Source organism: Halomonas koreensis (assembly GCF_031451675.1).
GTDB lineage: Bacteria > Pseudomonadota > Gammaproteobacteria > Pseudomonadales > Halomonadaceae > Halomonas > Halomonas koreensis.
The window spans coordinates 37,073-53,124 of the sequence record NZ_JARWAK010000002.1; the positions used below are offsets into that span (position 1 = coordinate 37,073).

Below are 16,052 nucleotides of genomic sequence, written 5' to 3' on the forward strand. Positions count from 1 at the left end.
GCGCCGTAGCGTGCGGGTGGCATGCGCGGCGCCTCCTCGCGGGGCCGGGACCCCGAGGCGTGTCGCCGGATCCGCCCCGAGCGAGCAAGGAGTCAAGATGAGCGGACCGCTGGAAGGCGTGGTGGTGCTGGACATGTCGCGGGTGCTGGCCGGGCCCTGGGCCGGCCAGCTGCTCGCCGACCTGGGCGCTCGGGTGATCAAGCTCGAGCACCCGGAGCGCGGCGATGATACCCGCGGCTGGGGCCCGCCCTGGCTGGAAGGGCAGGGCGACGCGGAGCGGCTGGCGGCCTACTACCTGTGCGCCAATCGCGGCAAGCAGTCCCTGGCCGTGGACATCGCCACCCGGGACGGCCAGGCGCTGGTGCGGGCCCTGGCCGCCGGCGCCGACGTGGTGCTGGAGAACTTCAAGGTGGGCGGCCTGGCCCGCTATGGCCTGGACGCGGCCAGCCTCCGGGAGACCAATCCCGGGCTGATCGTCTGTTCCATCACCGGCTTCGGCCAGGACGGGCCCTATGCGCATCGCGCCGGCTACGACTTCATGATCCAGGCCATGGGCGGGTTGATGAGCCTGACCGGCGAGCCCGATGGCCTGCCCATGAAGACCGGGGTGGCGATCACCGACGTGATGACCGGCCTCTATGCCGCCATCGGCGTGCTGGCCGCGCTCCACGAGCGTCGCACCTCGGGGGTGGGGCGGCATGTCGACGTGGCCCTGCTCGACGTCCAGGTCGCCTCCCTGGCCAACCAGGCGCTCAATGCCCTGGTCGGCGGGCAGGATCCGCAGCGACACGGCAACGCCCACCCCAATATCGTGCCCTATCAGGCCTTCGCCTGTGCCGACGGCCACCTGGCGCTGACCGTGGGCAACGACACCCAGTTCGCCCGGCTGGCGTCGCTGCTCGGCCATCCCGAGTGGGCCGAGGATCCTGCCTTCGCCACCAATGCCGCCCGGGTCGCCCACCGCGAGACGCTGGTCTCGAGGATCGGCGAGGCCCTGCGGGCCCGCCGTCGCGACGACTGGCTGGCGGAGTGCGAGACCCGGGGCATCCCCGCCGGCCCCATCAACACCCTGAGCGAGGTGTTCGCCGACCCCCAGGTCCGTCACCGCGGCCTGTGCCGGACGCTCGGCGACGACAGCCGCCGGATCCCCCAGGTGGCCAACCCGCTGCGCTTCGACGGCGCCAGCGCCACCTCCGAGGTGCCGCCGCCGGACCTCGGCCAGGACAGCGACGCCGTGCTCGCCGAGATGGGGCTCTCCGTGGACGAGATCGCCCGGCTCAGGCGGGAAGGGATCGTGAGATAGCCCCGCGCGGCATGCGCCGAGCCGCAGGCCAGCCCCCCCCTGGTGGCTTGTATCGGGGGGCATCACACTGCCTCGCGCCTTAGCGCGGCGAGAAGCGGCGGTGGATGCCGGTCTCGGCGATCATCCGGGTGGAGATCTCCTCCACCGAGAAGCGGGTGGTGTCGATGAAGGGGATGTGCATGCGCCGGTAGAGGGCCTGGGCCTGCTCGACCTCCTGGACGCACTGGTCCATGGAGCTGTAGCGGCTGTTGGGCCGGCGTTCGTGGCGGATGGCGGCCAGCCGGCGCGGGTCGATGGTCAGCCCGAACAGCTTGTGGCGGTGCCGAGCCAGCACCTCGGGCAGCTTGAGGTTGCCGTTGTCGTCCTGGTCGTCCTCGGTGAGCGGGTAGTTGGCGGCGCGCACCCCGAACTGCAGGGCCAGGTAGAGGGAGGTGGGGGTCTTGCCGCAGCGCGAGACCCCCACCAGGATGATGTCGGCCTGGTCGTACTGGTGGGTGCGGGCGCCGTCGTCGTTGTCCAGGGCGAAGTGCACCGAATGGATGCGGTCCATGTAGACGTCGTCGCTGCCGATGGAATGGGTGCGGCCGACGCTGTAGGACGAATGGGTGGCCAGCTCCTGCTCCAGCGGCTCGAGGAAGGTGGAGAAGATGTCCACCTGGAAGCCCGGGGCCTCGCGGATCACGTTGCGCACGTCCTGATCGACGATGGTGTCGATGATGATCGGCGTCGTGCCGTCCTTCACCGCCGTGGCCTCGATGATCGACACCAGGCGCCGAGCCTTGTCGACGCTGTCGATGTAGGGCTTGGTGAGCATGCGGATCTCGACGTTCTCGAACTGGGCCAGCAGGCTGCGGCCCAGGCTCTCGGCGGTGATGCCGGTGCCGTCGGAGATGAAGAAGGCGGTGCGCGTCATGGAGCTCGCTCGGGCTGGTGGGGAAGGCGTCATTGTCGAGCCTGCCGGGGGAGGAGACAAGACGCCGACTACAGGAATCCCCGCTTCGGGCGGGTTGTTGTAAAAAACCTCCACTGACTTCGATCTTAGACCAATGGCGAATATGGATCGCCGCTGGTAGAGTCGCCAGCATCCATTCGTGACGGCGCGACGAGCGCGTTTCTGGCGTCGACATCCAATCAAGGGGGTCTCGTGGACGATTACATTCTGTGGTTCGATCATCTGGGCATGGACGACGTCGAGCGCGTCGGGGGCAAGAACGCCTCCCTCGGCGAGATGATCTCCAACCTGGCCGGGGCCGGTGTCACCGTGCCCGGCGGTTTCGCCACCACCGCCCACGCCTACCGCGAGTTCCTGTCCCACGAGGGCCTCAACGAGCGCATCAACCAGGCGCTGGCCACCCTCGACGTGGACGACGTCAACGAGCTGGCCCGGGTCGGCGCCGAGATCCGCCAGTGGGTGATCGACACCCCGCTGCCGCCGGCCTTCGAGGCCGCCCTGCGCGAGAGCTACGACAAGCTCGTCGCCCTGCACCCCAACCTCAAGGTGGCGGTGCGCAGCTCGGCCACCGCCGAGGACCTGCCGGACGCCTCCTTCGCCGGCCAGCAGGAGACCTTCCTCAACATCGAGGGCTTCGACAACATCAAGCGCGCCGTGCACGAGGTCTTCGCCTCGCTGTTCAACGACCGCGCCATCTCCTATCGGGTGCACCGCGGCTATGCCCACGAGAACGTGGCGCTGTCCGCCGGCATCCAGAAGATGGTGCGCTCCGAGACCGGCGCCTCCGGGGTGATGTTCACCCTCGACACCGAGTCCGGCTACCGCGACGCCGTCTTCGTCACCGCCTCCTGGGGCCTGGGCGAGACCGTGGTGCAGGGCGCGGTGAACCCCGACGAGTTCTACGTCCACAAGCCGACCCTGGCCGCCGGCCGGCCGGCGGTGTTGCGCCGCAACCTGGGCTCCAAGCTGATCAAGATGGTCTATACCGGCGACGCCAGCGCCGGCAAGTCCGTGGAGACCGTGGACGTGCCGCTGGCCGAGCGCGCGCGCTTCTGCGTCAACGACGACCAGGTCATGGCCCTGGCGCGGCAGGCGGTGACCATCGAGCAGCACTACGGCCGGCCGATGGACATCGAGTGGGCGCTGGACGGCGACGACGGCGAGCTCTACATCGTCCAGGCGCGCCCCGAGACCGTGGTCTCCCAGCAGCAGGGCGGCAAGCTCGAGCGCTTCCAGCTCAAGGAGAAGGGGCGCACCCTGGTCACCGGCCGGGCCATCGGCCAGCGCATCGGCCGCGGCGCGGTCAAGGTCGTGCACAGCCCGGACGACATGGACAAGATCCATCCCGGCGACGTCCTGGTCACCGACATGACCGACCCGGACTGGGAGCCGGTGATGAAGCGCGCCTCGGCGATCGTCACCAATCGCGGCGGACGCACCTGCCACGCGGCGATCATCGCCCGCGAGCTCGGCATCCCGGCCGTGGTGGGTTGCGGCGACGCCACCGAGGTGCTCGCCGACGGCCGCGACGTCACCGTGTCCTGCGCCGAAGGCGATACCGGCCACGTCTACGATCGCCTGCTGGAGTTCGATCGCAACGTCACCAGCGTCGACGCCATGCCCGAGCTGCCGTTCAAGATCATGATGAACGTCGGCAACCCGGACCGCGCCTTCGGCTTCGCCGGCCTGCCCAACGCCGGCGTCGGCCTGGCGCGGCTGGAGTTCATCATCAACCGCATGATCGGCGTGCACCCCAAGGCGCTGCTGGAGTACGACACCCTGCCGGCGGACCTGCAGCAGACCATCGACCTGCGCACCGCGGGCTACGACGATCCGGTCGGCTTCTACGTCGACAAGCTGGTCGAGGGCATCGCCACCCTGGCGGCCTCCTTCTACCCCCAGCGGGTCATCGTGCGGCTCTCGGACTTCAAGTCCAACGAGTACGAGAACCTGATCGGCGGCAAGCTCTACGAGCCGGGCGAGGAGAACCCGATGCTCGGCTTCCGCGGCGCCTCGCGCTACATCTCCGACGCCTTCCGGCCCTGCTTCGAGCTCGAGTGCCGGGCGCTGAAGCGGGTCCGCGACGAGATGGGGCTGAACAACGTCGAGATCATGGTGCCCTTCGTGCGCACCACCGACGAGGCCCGCGAGGTGGTCGAGCTGCTGGCCGCCAATGGCCTGGAGCGCGGCCGGGACGGCCTCAAGGTCATCATGATGTGCGAGCTGCCGGCCAATGCCCTGCTGGCCGAGGAATTCCTGGAGCACTTCGACGGCTTCTCCATCGGCTCCAACGACCTCACCCAGCTCACCCTGGGGCTGGATCGCGACTCCGGGATCGTCGCGCACCTCTTCGAGGAGCGCAATCCTGCGGTCAAGAAGCTGCTGGCCATGGCGATCCAGGCCTGCAGGGCTCAGGGCAAGTACGTGGGCATCTGCGGCCAGGGGCCCTCGGACCACCCGGACCTGGCCAAGTGGCTGATGGAGCAGGGCATCGACTCGGTGTCGCTGAACCCCGACGCGGTGCTCGAGACCTGGTTCATGCTGGCCGGCGAGACGCTCGGCTGAGCGCCGAGGCAGCGGCTATCGACTCGCCACGACACCCGGGCCTCGGCCCGGGTGTCATCGTTTCTGCACCTCCCTTGCACACCGGCCGGCGCGAGAGGCGCTAGACTGCGGGCATCCCCCGGGCCAAAGCAGGAGGGCCATCATGCGCGTCCCGAAACGTCGATGCCGTCGCCTGGCGACGGTCGCTACCCTGATGCTGGGTATCCTGGCGCTGCCGGCCCAGGCCGCCCCCGGCAACGGCGGCCCGCCCGACCATGCCGGGGGCGCCCGGGCGCAGCCCGAGCGGGGGCCGGCGGCGCGCCATGAGCCGCGCCACGGGGAGCGCCGGCACGCCGACCGCGAAGGCGGCGAGGCCGGCCATCGCCGCGACGCTCCGCGTCTCGAGGAGGCGTTGATTCGCGGGGTGTTCCACCGCCACCGCGACGCCTTCGCCGGCGACGAGCGTGTGTCGCTGCCGCCCGGCATCCGGCAGAACCTGGCCCGCGGCAAGCCGCTGCCCCCTGGCATCGCCAAGCGCCTCGACGCCGGCATCCGCCGCGACCTGCCGCACTACGACGGCCATGAGTGGCGGCGGGTCGGCAGCGACGTCGTGCTGGTCGACATCACCCGCGACATCATCCGGGCCGTGATTCGCGACGTCCTCGACTGACCCGCCTCGGTCGCCCTCCCGCGGGAATCCGCCATACTGAGTCTGTCGGCAGAGGAGGTGGGCCATGGTCGAACCCCTGACGGTGGAGGCGGTGTTTCGGCGCTGTCCGAGCGAGACCTTCGACTTCGCGCTGACCAGCGAGCTCGAGCCCCTGGCGCTGATCGGTGGTCAGGACCGGGCCCGGGAGGCGCTGGCGCTGGGCACCGAGATCCGCCACCGCGGCTTCAACCTCTACGTGCTGGGACCGCCGGGCCATGGCCAGCGCGACCTGGTGACCCGCTTCCTCGAGGCGCGGGCCGCCGGGGGCGAGCCGCCGCCGGACCTGGTTTACCTCAACAACTTCGACGACCCCGCGGCGCCGCGCCTGCTGAGGCTCCCGCATGGCCTGGGCCGCCAGCTGCGCGGCGACATCGAACGGCTGATCGAGGAGCTGGCGAGCGCCATTCCGGCGGTGTTCGAGAGCGACGAGTACCAGAACCGGCTCCACGAGCTCAAGCAGGCCATGGGCGAGCGTCAGCGCGACGCGGTCGAGGCGGTGCGCCGGGAGGCTCGCGAGCACGATATCCTGCTGCTGTCCACGCCCAGCGGCTTCACTTTCGCCCCCGCCGACGGCGAGGGCGAGATGCTGTCGCCGGAGGCCTACCAGGCCCTGGATCAGGAGGAGCGGGAGCGCATCGAGGGCACCGTGGAGATCCTGCAGCGCAAGCTGACCCAGGCGATCCGCCAGATGCCCAAGCTGACCCAGTCGCTGCGCGACCAGATCGCCGCCCTCAACGAGGAGATGCTGCAGTCCACCATCGGCGCCCCCCTCCAGGAGCTCGAGGATCGTTATGCCGAGCACGAGGGGGTGCTCGACCACCTGGCCGGCATCCGGCAGGCGCTCCTCGACAACGTCGAGGTGTTCCGCACCGACGAGCCGGAGATGCCGCCGGAGGCACTGTTCAGCCGCTTTCGCCTCAACCTGTTGGTGGACAACGGCGACGCCGAGGGCGCGCCGGTGGTCTATCAGGACCTGCCCGGCCACCAGCACCTGGTGGGGCGCATCGAGCACCAGGTCCAGAACGGCACCCTGCTCACCGACTTCACCCTGATCCGCGCCGGCGCCCTGCACCGGGCCAACGGCGGCTACCTGGTGGTCGATGCGCGCAGCCTGCTCACCCAGCCCGGCGCCTGGGAGACCCTCAAGCGGGTGCTGTCCACCGGCCGCATCCGCACCGAGTCCCTGGAGCAGGCCTACGGGCTGATCAGCACCCTGAGCCTCGAGCCGGAAACGGTGCCGCTGGACGTCAAGGTGGTGCTGCTCGGCGACCGCCTGCTGTATTACCTGCTCTGCGAGCACGATCCGGACTTCCTCGAGCTGTTCAAGGTCGAGGCCGATCTCGACGACGACTTCGACCGCGACCATGCTCGCCTCGACCTCTATGCGCGCATGCTGGCCGGGCTGGTGCGCGAGGAAGGGCTGCGGCCCCTGGACCCGGAGGGCGTGGCGGCGGTGATCGAGCGGGCCAGCCGCCTGGCCGGCGACCAGCGCAAGCTCACCGCCCGGCACCGCGACCTGCACGACCTGCTGGTGGAGGCGGACCACTGGGCCGGGGCGGCCGGCGAGGTGGCCGTCGGGCGCGAGGCCGTGGAGCGCGCGGTGGCCGAGCAGCAGCGCCGCGCCGACCGGATCCGCGAGCGCCACCAGGAGCTGATCGCCCGCGGCACCCTGATGATCGACACCCGGGGCGTCCGGGTCGGCCAGGTCAACGGCCTGACGGTGATGCCGCTCACCGGCCATGGCTTCGGGCTGCCGATTCGCATCACCGCCACCGCCCGGCCGGGCAGCGGCCAGGTGGTGGATATCGAGCGCGAGGCGAAGCTCGGCGGCCCCATCCATGCCAAGGCGGTGATGATCCTGTCCCGCTACCTGGCCAACCGCTATGCCGGGGACGCTCCGCTGTCGCTGTCGGCGAGCCTGGCCTTCGAGCAGTCCTACGGCGGGGTGGAAGGCGACAGCGCCTCGGTGGCCGAGGTCTGCGCGCTGGTCTCGGCGATCGCCCGCCAGCCCCTGGACCAGGCCCTCGCGGTGACCGGCTCGATCAACCAGCACGGCGAGGTGCAGGCGGTGGGCGGCGTCAACGAGAAGGTCGAGGGCTTCTTCGCGGCCTGCCGCCACCAGGGGGAGCCCGATGGCCAGGGGGTGATCCTGCCGGCGGCCAACGTGGCGCACCTGATGCTCGGCCCGGAGGTCCGCGAGGCCATGGCGGCGGGGCGCTTCCGCCTCTATGCGGTGCGTCACGTGGACGAGGCGCTGGCGCTGCTCACCCCCGCCGGCGGGGTGACGGGCGAGGCCCTGGCGGCTCGGGTCGGCGAGCGGCTGGCGGCCTTCCACGAGACCGTGCGGCGCAGCCGCACGCGGCCCGGGGCCGGCGCCGACAGTGGCGCCGACAGTGGCGGCGAGGAGGAACAGGACGATGGCCGAGCATGACGGGCCGGCGGGCGAGGCGCCGGGCGTGTCGCTGATCGCCGCCCGGGTGCTGGCGCTGCTGGATGCCTCGCGCTACAGCCTGGCGGCGCTGGGCGCCGCGGTGCGTCTGGCCGAGCGCCAGGAGGTCGAGCTGGTGGCACTCTACATCGAGGACCAGGACCTGCTGCACAGCGCGGCCTTTCCCTTCGCCCGGGAGGTCGGCGCCCAGACCGGGCTGGTGCGGCGGCTCACCGCGCCGAGCCTGGAGGCGAGCCTGGCCCGCCAGGCCGCCCGCGTCGGCCACGACCTGGAGCTCGCCGTGGCCGGCCGCCGGCTGCGCCACTCGCTGCACGTCAGCCGCGGACGGGTGCTCGCCGAGGCCCTGGCGTTCGCCGCCCCCGGGGACATCATGCTGATCGGCAAGGCCGGGCCGGCCGGCCCCCTCGGGGGGCGGCCCGGGGCCACGGGCCTGGGACTGATGCTCGGCGCCCCCTGCCCGGTGGTGGTCTGGGACGAGGGGCGGGAGCCGGCGGAGCCCGGGCCGTTGCGTGTGCTGGCGTCGCCCGGCACCGGCGCCTTGCCGGCCGTGCCCGCGCCGTTCTCGACACTGTTCGACGGCATCGAGCCGCTGCCCCGGGGCGCTGCGGCCGATCTGGTGCGGCGGTTGTCGGTGTGCCGGGGCGGGGCGCTGATGCTGGATCGCGCCGCCCTGCGCGCGCTGCTCGCCGAGGACCCCGATTGGCTGGCCCGGCTGGCCATGCCGGTGGTGGTGGTGCCCTGAGGCGGCGTCTTTTGGCATCATGGCCGCCCCCTCTGGCGAGAGACCCGCTGCGATGACGTACTTCCTGGTGATGGGCGGCCTGATGGTGTCGCTCTGCTTCACCCTCGGCTGGGGGCTGTGGCGGATCGGGTGCTGGGCCCTGGGGCGCCTGTCGCCGCGAGCGGCGGGCGCGCGCCGACCGCGCCGCCGCGCCGCCCGGCGACCCGCCCCCTCGGGACCGGCCGCGCCGACCCGGGCGCTGGCCCGGCTGCAGGGCATCCTGCCGCTTGCCCTGGTGACCCTGCTGCTCTATGGCGGCGTCCGCCTGGCGGCCCACGGCATGGACGCCCGCCCCCGGGCGGCGCCGGGGGGCTTCCAGGCGCTGGTGGACGCCGTCGGCTGGGGGGCGGCGGGGTTGACCGGCCTGGCGGCGATCGGCGGCCTGGCGGCCTGGCGCTGCCGGCGCGGCTGATCCCTGTCGCGGGGCCTATTGCCGGAGCCAGTTGTGCAGCTTGACCAGCATCAGCGCCCCATCGCCGAGCCGATGGCGCTCGGCGAGCAGGGCGCGCAGCCGGCCGGGGCGGTCGGTGATGATGCCGTCCACGCCCAGGTCGATCAGCCGCGACATCCGCGCCGGATCGTTGACGGTCCAGGCGTAGAGCGCATAGCCATGGCGGTCCGCGCGGCGCACCGCCGCGGCATCGACGCGGTTGTGGCGCAGCGCCAGGATGTCGAAGCCGCGGCGGGGCAGGGCGCCGCGCAGCGTCAGCTGGGCGAGCAGGATCCGGCGCGCCGCCGGGAGCCGCTCGGCGATCTCGCTGAGGGTCGGGTAGGAGAGGCTGGCCAGGGCCACGCGGCGCATCACCCTAGGATCCCCGCAGGCCGCGCGCCGCACCCCGTCGGCGGCCCGATCCCGGCAGCGCCGCCGGGCCCGGGCCTCCGCCGCCAGCACCTCGCCCACCCGGGCGACCAGGCGGGCCTCCCGGCCCGGCTCGCCCTTGAGCTCGATCATCAGCCCCGCCCGGCCGCGCACCCGGGTCAGGGCCTCGTCCAGGCCGGCGACCCGGGATGCCCCGCCCCGGGGGCCGGTCAGGCGCAGGGCGGTGAGCGCGGCCCGGTCCAGGGCCGCGATGCGTCGGGCGTCCCCGGCCAGCCGGGCCAGGCTGCGGTCGTGGTGGAGCACCACCGCCTCGTCGGCGGTCAGGCGGGCGTCCACCTCGACCAGGTCGGCCCCCTCTCGGACGGCCCGCTCTATGGCCGCCAGGGAGTTTTCCGGCGCCGCCCGGGAGCTGCCCCGGTGGGCGACGATATCGACCCGCTCGCGGATCTCGCCGGCCTGCAGCATCAGCCAGGCCTGGGTGACGGCGATGGCGATGACCCCCAGCTCGACCCCCCAGGCCAGGCGCCCCGGGTGGGCGCCGGGGGGCGGCGTCGGCGGGCGGGGTTCGCGATGGGCCAGGCGCAGGTAGAGGCAGGCCCCCAGCAGGGCGTTGGCCGCGATGCCGACGAAGGTGGCGGCCAGGGCCACCAGGGTGTAGGCGCTGACGTAGCCCAGCATGGCCGGCATCAGCAGGGCGGGGCGCTCGGGCAGCCGCGCCAGCAGCGGCGTGAAGGCGGCGTCGAACAGCGCCGTGGCCGCCAGCGGCAGGGCGAGGAGCGCGGCCAGCAGCACCAGGATCGCCGCGGCGATGCCGTGGCCACGTCCGCGGGTCAGCCGGGCGCTGCGGGCCAGCGCCCGGCGGGGCGTCGCCCCCTCCAGGATCAGCACCGGCAGGGCCAGGTGCCAGCGCGTGTAGAGGGCGGCGGCGGCCAGCGCCCAGCCCAGCACGGCGGGGGCGGCGGTCGCCAGGAAGTGCCACAGCGCCGGCGGTCGCACCTGGCGGAGGTAGTCGGGGTCGAGGTCGCCGAGCAGGCGGTCGTGGAGCACCAGGACCGCCAGCGCCACCGGCAGCAGCAGCGCCAGCTGGCTGCCGACCTGCAGCAGGGCCAGCCCCGACAGCGACGGCAGCCGGCGCAGGCAGGTCCAGAGGGCGTCGACGGCCAGCTTCAGATGGTGATCCCGGGGCCGCACGGCCACCAGGGTCAGGCCGGCCTGCTGCAGATAGAGCACCAGGAAGGCGAGGGCCAGCAGCGCCAGCAGCCAGCCCAGTCCGATCGGGGTCAGCAGGGCCTCGAGCACGGCGGCATGGCTGACCAGCGGGCGCTCCAGCCGCGCCAGCAGGTGGGCCAGGGCCCAGCCCGCCGCGGGCAGCAGCAGGCCGGAGGCCAGCAGGGTGAAGAACAGGTGGCAGGCGATCAGCGGGCGCAGGTGATCCCGCAGGCTGCGCAGCACATCGCCGGTCAGCCGGGACAGGGCCAGCACGGTGGTCATGCCCTCAGGGTGGCAGCCCCCCGCCGGCCCCGCCAAGGGCGGTCAGTCCAGGGCCAGGCGCTGCTCGGCCACCAGGATGCCGTTGTTGTCGGCGTACAGCCACTGCCCGGGCTCCAGGGTCACCCCGGCGAAGCTGACCGGCACGTCGCGCTGCCCCTCGCCGCGCTTGTCGCTCTTGCGCGGATGGGCGGCCAGCGCCTGGATGCCGAGCTCGGTCTCGGCCAGATCGTCGACGTCGCGCACGCAGCCGTACATCACCACGCCCGCCCAGCCGTTGCCGGCGGCCTTCTCGGCCAGCATGTCGCCCAGCATGGCGCAGCGGGTCGAGCCGCCGGCGTCGACCACCAGCACGGCGCCGTCGCCGGGCTCGGACACGGCCTCCTTGACTCGGGAGTTGTCCTCGAAGCACTTGACGGTGCGCACGGGGCCGCAGAAGGCCTCGAGGCCGCCGAAGTTCACGAACAGCGGCTCGAGGATGGCGACCTCGGGGTAGGCGTCGCAGATATCGGGGGTGACGATGGTCGTCATGGGAACCTCTCGGCGATGACAGTGAGGGCCCGATGATGCCATAGCCGCCGCCCAGGGGAATGCCCCCTTGGTCGCCCGCCGGCCGCGGGCATGCAAAAAAAAGGTTCTTCGCGGATCAGCGTGAAGTCGCTGCACGGCTCAGCTTGGCATGGTGGGTGTGCTCTTCGTGGGAGCGATCTTCAGATCGCGATCCGCCGCGCAGCGGCGGCGATAGAGGCACCGCGGTAGGATCTCCCCCGGGCGCCTATCGGCGCCTTTCGCCCAATGAATTGGGCTCCCACGGTGACCTGCGCGATGGCTCTGTCTCGCTGATAGGGCGCTTCGCGGGAGATTCTATGTTGCCCGCCCGGCCTTGAGGGGCTCTGAAGCGCCGAACCGAGTGCCCCACAATGGTATTCACGCCAAGGTGCGAAGAACCAAAAAAAAGCGCCCCGGGCGGGGCGCTTCGGTGATCGACGGGCCCGCCCGGGGGCGGACCTGCGATGGTGCGAGCATCGGCGTCGAAGGGGCTCAGCCTTCCTGAGCCACGGGGATCACGCTCGAGGCGGCGTTCTGGAATTCCTCGATCTCGTGGAAGTTCATGTAGCGATAGATCTCGCCGGCCATGGCGTCGAACTCGCTCATATAGCGGCGATACTCGTCGACGCTGGGCAGGCGACCCTCCACCGCGGCCACGGCGGCCAGCTCGGCGGACGCCAGGAAGACGTCGGCGCCGTCGCCCAGGCGGTTGGGGAAGTTGCGGGTGGAGGTGGAGACCACGGTGCTCTTGGCCGCGACCCGGGCCTGGTTGCCCATGCACAGCGAGCAGCCGGGCATCTCCATGCGCGCCCCGGCGCGACCGTAGATGCCGTAGTAGCCTTCCTCGGTGAGCTGGTGCTGGTCCATCTTGGTCGGCGGGGCCAGCCACAGCTTGGTCTTCAGGCTGCCCGCGGGCTGCTTCTCGAGCAGCTTGCCGGCGGCGCGGAAGTGGCCGATGTTGGTCATGCACGAGCCGATGAACACCTCGTCGATGGACTGGCCGGCCACCTCGGAGAGCAGGCGGGCGTCGTCCGGGTCGTTCGGCGCGCACAGCACCGGCTCGGCGAGCTGGTCGAGGTCGATCTCGATCACCTCGGCGTACTCGGCGTCCTTGTCGGCGCGCATCAGGCTCGGGTTGGCCAACCACTCCTCCATGCCCTGGATGCGGCGCTCGATGGTGCGCTTGTCGCCGTAGCCGTTGGCGATCATCCACTTGAGCAGGGTGATGTTGGACTTCAGGTACTCGGCCACCGAGTCCTCGCCCAGGGTGATGGTGCAGCCGGCGGCGGAGCGCTCGGCGGAGGCGTCGGAGAGCTCGAAGGCCTGCTCGACGGTGAGGTCCTCGAGGCCCTCGATCTCCAGCACGCGGCCGGAGAAGGCGTTCTTCTTGCCGGACTTCTCGACGGTCAGCAGGCCCTGTTGGATGGCGTAGTAGGGGATGGCGTGGACCAGGTCACGCAGGGTGACGCCGGGCTGGCGCTTGCCCTTGAAGCGCACCAGCACCGATTCCGGCATGTCCAGCGGCATCACGCCGGTGGCGGCGGCGAAGGCCACCAGGCCGGAGCCCGCCGGGAAGGAGATGCCCATCGGGAAGCGGGTGTGCGAGTCGCCGCCGGTGCCCACGGTGTCGGGCAGCAGCATGCGGTTCAGCCAGGAGTGGATGATGCCGTCGCCCGGACGCAGCGAGACGCCGCCGCGGTTCATGATGAAGTCGGGCAGGGTGTGGTGGGTCTCCACGTCGACCGGCTTGGGATAGGCGCTGGTGTGGCAGAACGACTGCATCACCAGGTCGGCCTGGAAGCCCAGGCAGGCCAGGTCCTTGAGCTCGTCGCGGGTCATCGGACCGGTGGTGTCCTGGGAGCCCACGGTGGTCATCTTCGGCTCGCAGTACATGCCCGGGCGCACGCCGTCCATGCCGCAGGCCTTGCCGACCATCTTCTGGGCCAGGGTGAAGCCCTTGCCGGTGTCGGCGGGCTGCTCGGGCAGGCGGAACACCTCGGAGGGCGCCAGGCCCAGTGACTCGCGGGCCTTGGCGGTCAGGCCGCGGCCGATGATCAGCGGGATGCGGCCGCCGGCGCGCGCCTCGTCGAGCAGCAGCTGGGTCTTGAGCTCGAAGGTGGTCAGCACCTCGTCGGTGCCGTGACGGCAGACCTTGCCTTCATAGGGGTAGACGTCGATGACGTCGCCCATCTCGAGCTTCTCGACGTCCATCTCGATGGGCAGGGCACCGGAATCTTCCATGGTGTTGAAGAAGATCGGCGCGATCTTGCCGCCGAAGCAGAAGCCGCCGGCGCGCTTGTTCGGCACGTTGGGGATGTCGTCGCCGAAGAACCACAGCACGGAGTTGGTGGCGGACTTGCGCGAGGAGCCGGTGCCGACCACGTCGCCGACGTAGACCACCGGGTGGCCCTTGGCCTTCACGTCCTCGATCTGCTTGAGCGGGCCGGTCACGCCCGGCTCGACCGGCTCGATGCCGTCGCGCGGGTTCTTGAGCATGGCGTTGGCATGCAGCGGGATGTCCGGGCGCGACCAGGCATCCGGGGCCGGGGAGAGGTCGTCGGTGTTGGTCTCGCCGGGGACCTTGAAGACCGTCAGGGTGATCTTCTCCTCCAGGGCGGGCCGGGACAGGAACCACTCGGCCTCCGCCCAGGACTGGATGACGTCCTTGGCCACGGCGTTGCCCGCCTTGGCGCGTTCCTCCACGTCGTGGAAGGCGTCGAACATCAGCAGGGTATGCTTGAGCTGCTCGCCCACCTCGGCGGCCAGGGCGTCGTCGTCCAGCAGCTCGACCAGCGAGACGATGTTGTAGCCGCCCTGCATGGTGCCCAGCAGCTTGACGGCATGGACCTTGTCGATCAGCGGCGACTCGGCCTCGCCCTTGGCGATGGCGGTCAGGAAGCCGGCCTTGACGTAGGCGGCCTCGTCGACCCCCGGCGGCACGCGGTTGGTCAGCAGGTCGAGGATGGCTTCCTCCTCGCCGGCGGGCGGGTTCTTCAGCAGCTCGACCAGGGCAGCCGTCTGCTCGGCGTTCAGCGGCTTCGGCGGCACGCCGGCCTGGGCACGCTCCTCGACATGTTGGCGATAGGCTTCAAGCACGTGGTGGCCCTCATTGGTGGTGGTGGCCGAACTCGCCGCGCGGGTCATGGCGCCTCGGCGCGACCGCTCGGCACGACGTGAAACGGCACGGTCAACGGTGGCGTCATTCTAGGAGAAACTGTCGACAATGTTAAGAATCCCCGCCATGACGGGCCCTTGAACTTTGGTCGGCGGGCCGGGCGGGGTGCCAGCGCCGCGGCGGCGCGTTACCATGGGCCCCGCAATCAACGGAGAGGAGCCGCCGATGACGGGGCGCGTGGTCTCCCCCTGCGTGGGGGTGTGTTCGACGACGGTCGGGGACCGGGTGTGCCGCGGCTGTCAGCGCATCGACGACGAGATCCGCGACTGGCCCGCCCTGACCGGCGAGGCGCGGGCTCGGCGCATGGCCGAGCTGGACGCCCTGCGCGTCGAGGTCGCCGCCCGCCACCTGAGGGTGGTGGATGCCGAGGCCCTGGAGGCCCAGCTGGTGCGCCACCGGATCCGCTTCCGGCCCGAGCAGCCGGCGCTGTCCCGGGCCGTGGAGCTGCTGCGGGTGGGCCGCGAGCGGATCCGCGACCTGTCGCGCTATGGGCTGGCCCCCGTCGAGCCGCTGGACGCCGCGACCCTGCACGCGCGCCTGGTCGGCGAACTGATGGCCGCCGCCGAGGCGCGCCGCGAGGCCGAGGCCCTCTCCCGAACCCAGAACCCCCGGACCCAGCCATGACCGCGATATCCGCCGCCGCCCCCGACGACCTGCTGCCCGCCGGGCTGCTCGACTTCCTGAACTGCGCCACGCCCGATGCCTGGGTGGAGGCCGCGCTCGCCAACCCCGAGCTGCTGCTGATCGATCACGCCCAGTGCGAGAAGAAGGCGGCCTCCACGGCGATGAGCCTGCTCTACCGCTACGTGGACCGGCCGCTGCTGATGACCAAGATGAGCCAGCTGGCCCGCGAGGAGCTGCTGCACTTCGAGCAGGTGGTCAAGCTGATGGAGGCCAGGGGCATCGTCTACCGGCATCTCTCGGCCTCGCGCTATGCCGAGGGGCTGCGGCGTCACCTGCGCGGTGAAGAACCCTGGCGGCTGGTCGATATCCTGATCATCGGCGCCCTGATCGAGGCCCGCAGCTGCGAGCGCTTCGCGCGTTTGATCCCCCATCTTGACGACGAGCTTGCCAAGTTCTACCGCGGTCTGGTTAAGTCGGAAGGGCGTCATTATGAGGATTACCTGATGCTGGCGCGGCAGGCCGCCCCGGCCGCCATCGAGGATCGGGTCGCCTTCTTCGCCGAGCGCGAGGCCGAGCTGATTCGCATGCCGGACACGGTATTTCGTTTTCACAGCGGCGTCCCGGCCTGAGGCCGGGGCGACGCCCAGCAGGACCCATC

General features: G+C 71.4%; 12 protein-coding genes. 8 read left to right on the forward strand and 4 right to left on the reverse strand.

Features of this window, described 5'->3' with window-relative positions; all coding sequences use genetic code 11:
- The first annotated feature begins 97 nt into the window (after window positions 1–97).
- Complete coding sequence (locus QC818_RS02330) at window positions 98–1,303, forward strand: CaiB/BaiF CoA transferase family protein (protein ID WP_309651231.1); 1,206 nt, start codon at window positions 98–100, stop codon at window positions 1,301–1,303.
- A gap of 79 nt (window positions 1,304–1,382) precedes the next feature.
- Here the strand turns inward: QC818_RS02330 and ppsR are convergent, their stop codons facing one another.
- Window positions 1,383–2,216: a posphoenolpyruvate synthetase regulatory kinase/phosphorylase PpsR gene (gene ppsR, locus QC818_RS02335; RefSeq protein ID WP_309651232.1), complete on the reverse strand. Its 834-nt coding sequence runs from the start codon at window positions 2,214–2,216 to the stop codon at window positions 1,383–1,385.
- 231 nt (window positions 2,217–2,447) lie between these two features.
- On the opposite strand from ppsR, the gene ppsA reads away from it, so the two are divergent.
- The 5 genes from ppsA (at window position 2,448) to QC818_RS02360 (ending at window position 9,150) form a co-directional block, all read left to right on the forward strand.
- The gene (ppsA, locus tag QC818_RS02340) at window positions 2,448–4,820 is read left to right on the forward strand and encodes a phosphoenolpyruvate synthase (protein ID WP_309651233.1); all 2,373 of its coding nucleotides are present in this window, start codon (window positions 2,448–2,450) and stop codon (window positions 4,818–4,820) included.
- A 142-nt stretch (window positions 4,821–4,962) separates the two neighbouring features.
- On the forward strand, window positions 4,963–5,469 hold the full coding sequence (locus QC818_RS02345; protein ID WP_309651234.1) for an anti-virulence regulator CigR family protein: 507 nt from the start codon (window positions 4,963–4,965) through the stop codon (window positions 5,467–5,469).
- Between the two features lie 64 nt (window positions 5,470–5,533).
- Window positions 5,534–7,939: a Lon protease family protein gene (locus tag QC818_RS02350; protein ID WP_309651235.1), complete on the forward strand. Its 2,406-nt coding sequence runs from the start codon at window positions 5,534–5,536 to the stop codon at window positions 7,937–7,939.
- Complete coding sequence (locus tag QC818_RS02355; RefSeq protein WP_309651236.1) at window positions 7,926–8,699, forward strand: universal stress protein; 774 nt, start codon at window positions 7,926–7,928, stop codon at window positions 8,697–8,699. Before QC818_RS02350 ends, QC818_RS02355 begins: the two co-directional genes overlap by 14 nt.
- Window positions 8,700–8,751: 52 nt before the next feature.
- Window positions 8,752–9,150 (forward strand): hypothetical protein, encoded by a 399-nt coding sequence (locus QC818_RS02360; RefSeq protein WP_309651237.1) that lies wholly within the window; start codon window positions 8,752–8,754, stop codon window positions 9,148–9,150.
- 15 nt (window positions 9,151–9,165) lie between these two features.
- Here the strand turns inward: QC818_RS02360 and QC818_RS02365 are convergent, their stop codons facing one another.
- The 3 genes from QC818_RS02365 to acnB all read right to left on the reverse strand — a co-directional run bounded on the left by QC818_RS02365 (window position 9,166) and on the right by acnB (window position 14,691).
- Entirely contained in the window at window positions 9,166–11,049 is a 1,884-nt protein-coding gene (locus QC818_RS02365; RefSeq protein ID WP_309651238.1) for a glycerophosphodiester phosphodiesterase family protein, read from the reverse strand.
- 42 nt (window positions 11,050–11,091) lie between these two features.
- Window positions 11,092–11,577: a ribonuclease E activity regulator RraA gene (rraA, locus tag QC818_RS02370; RefSeq protein ID WP_309651239.1), complete on the reverse strand. Its 486-nt coding sequence runs from the start codon at window positions 11,575–11,577 to the stop codon at window positions 11,092–11,094.
- 510 nt (window positions 11,578–12,087) lie between these two features.
- Window positions 12,088–14,691: a bifunctional aconitate hydratase 2/2-methylisocitrate dehydratase gene (gene acnB / locus QC818_RS02375; protein WP_309651603.1), complete on the reverse strand. Its 2,604-nt coding sequence runs from the start codon at window positions 14,689–14,691 to the stop codon at window positions 12,088–12,090.
- A 244-nt stretch (window positions 14,692–14,935) separates the two neighbouring features.
- Here acnB and QC818_RS02380 point away from each other — a divergent pair, with 244 nt between their 5' ends.
- Both QC818_RS02380 and QC818_RS02385 read left to right on the forward strand, forming a co-directional pair.
- Complete coding sequence (locus tag QC818_RS02380) at window positions 14,936–15,394, forward strand: DUF1289 domain-containing protein (protein WP_309651240.1); 459 nt, start codon at window positions 14,936–14,938, stop codon at window positions 15,392–15,394.
- Window positions 15,391–16,023: a MiaE family protein gene (locus QC818_RS02385; RefSeq protein WP_309651241.1), complete on the forward strand. Its 633-nt coding sequence runs from the start codon at window positions 15,391–15,393 to the stop codon at window positions 16,021–16,023. The genes QC818_RS02380 and QC818_RS02385 overlap by 4 nt, the downstream gene beginning before the upstream one ends.
- The last annotated feature ends 29 nt before the right edge of the window (window positions 16,024–16,052 follow it).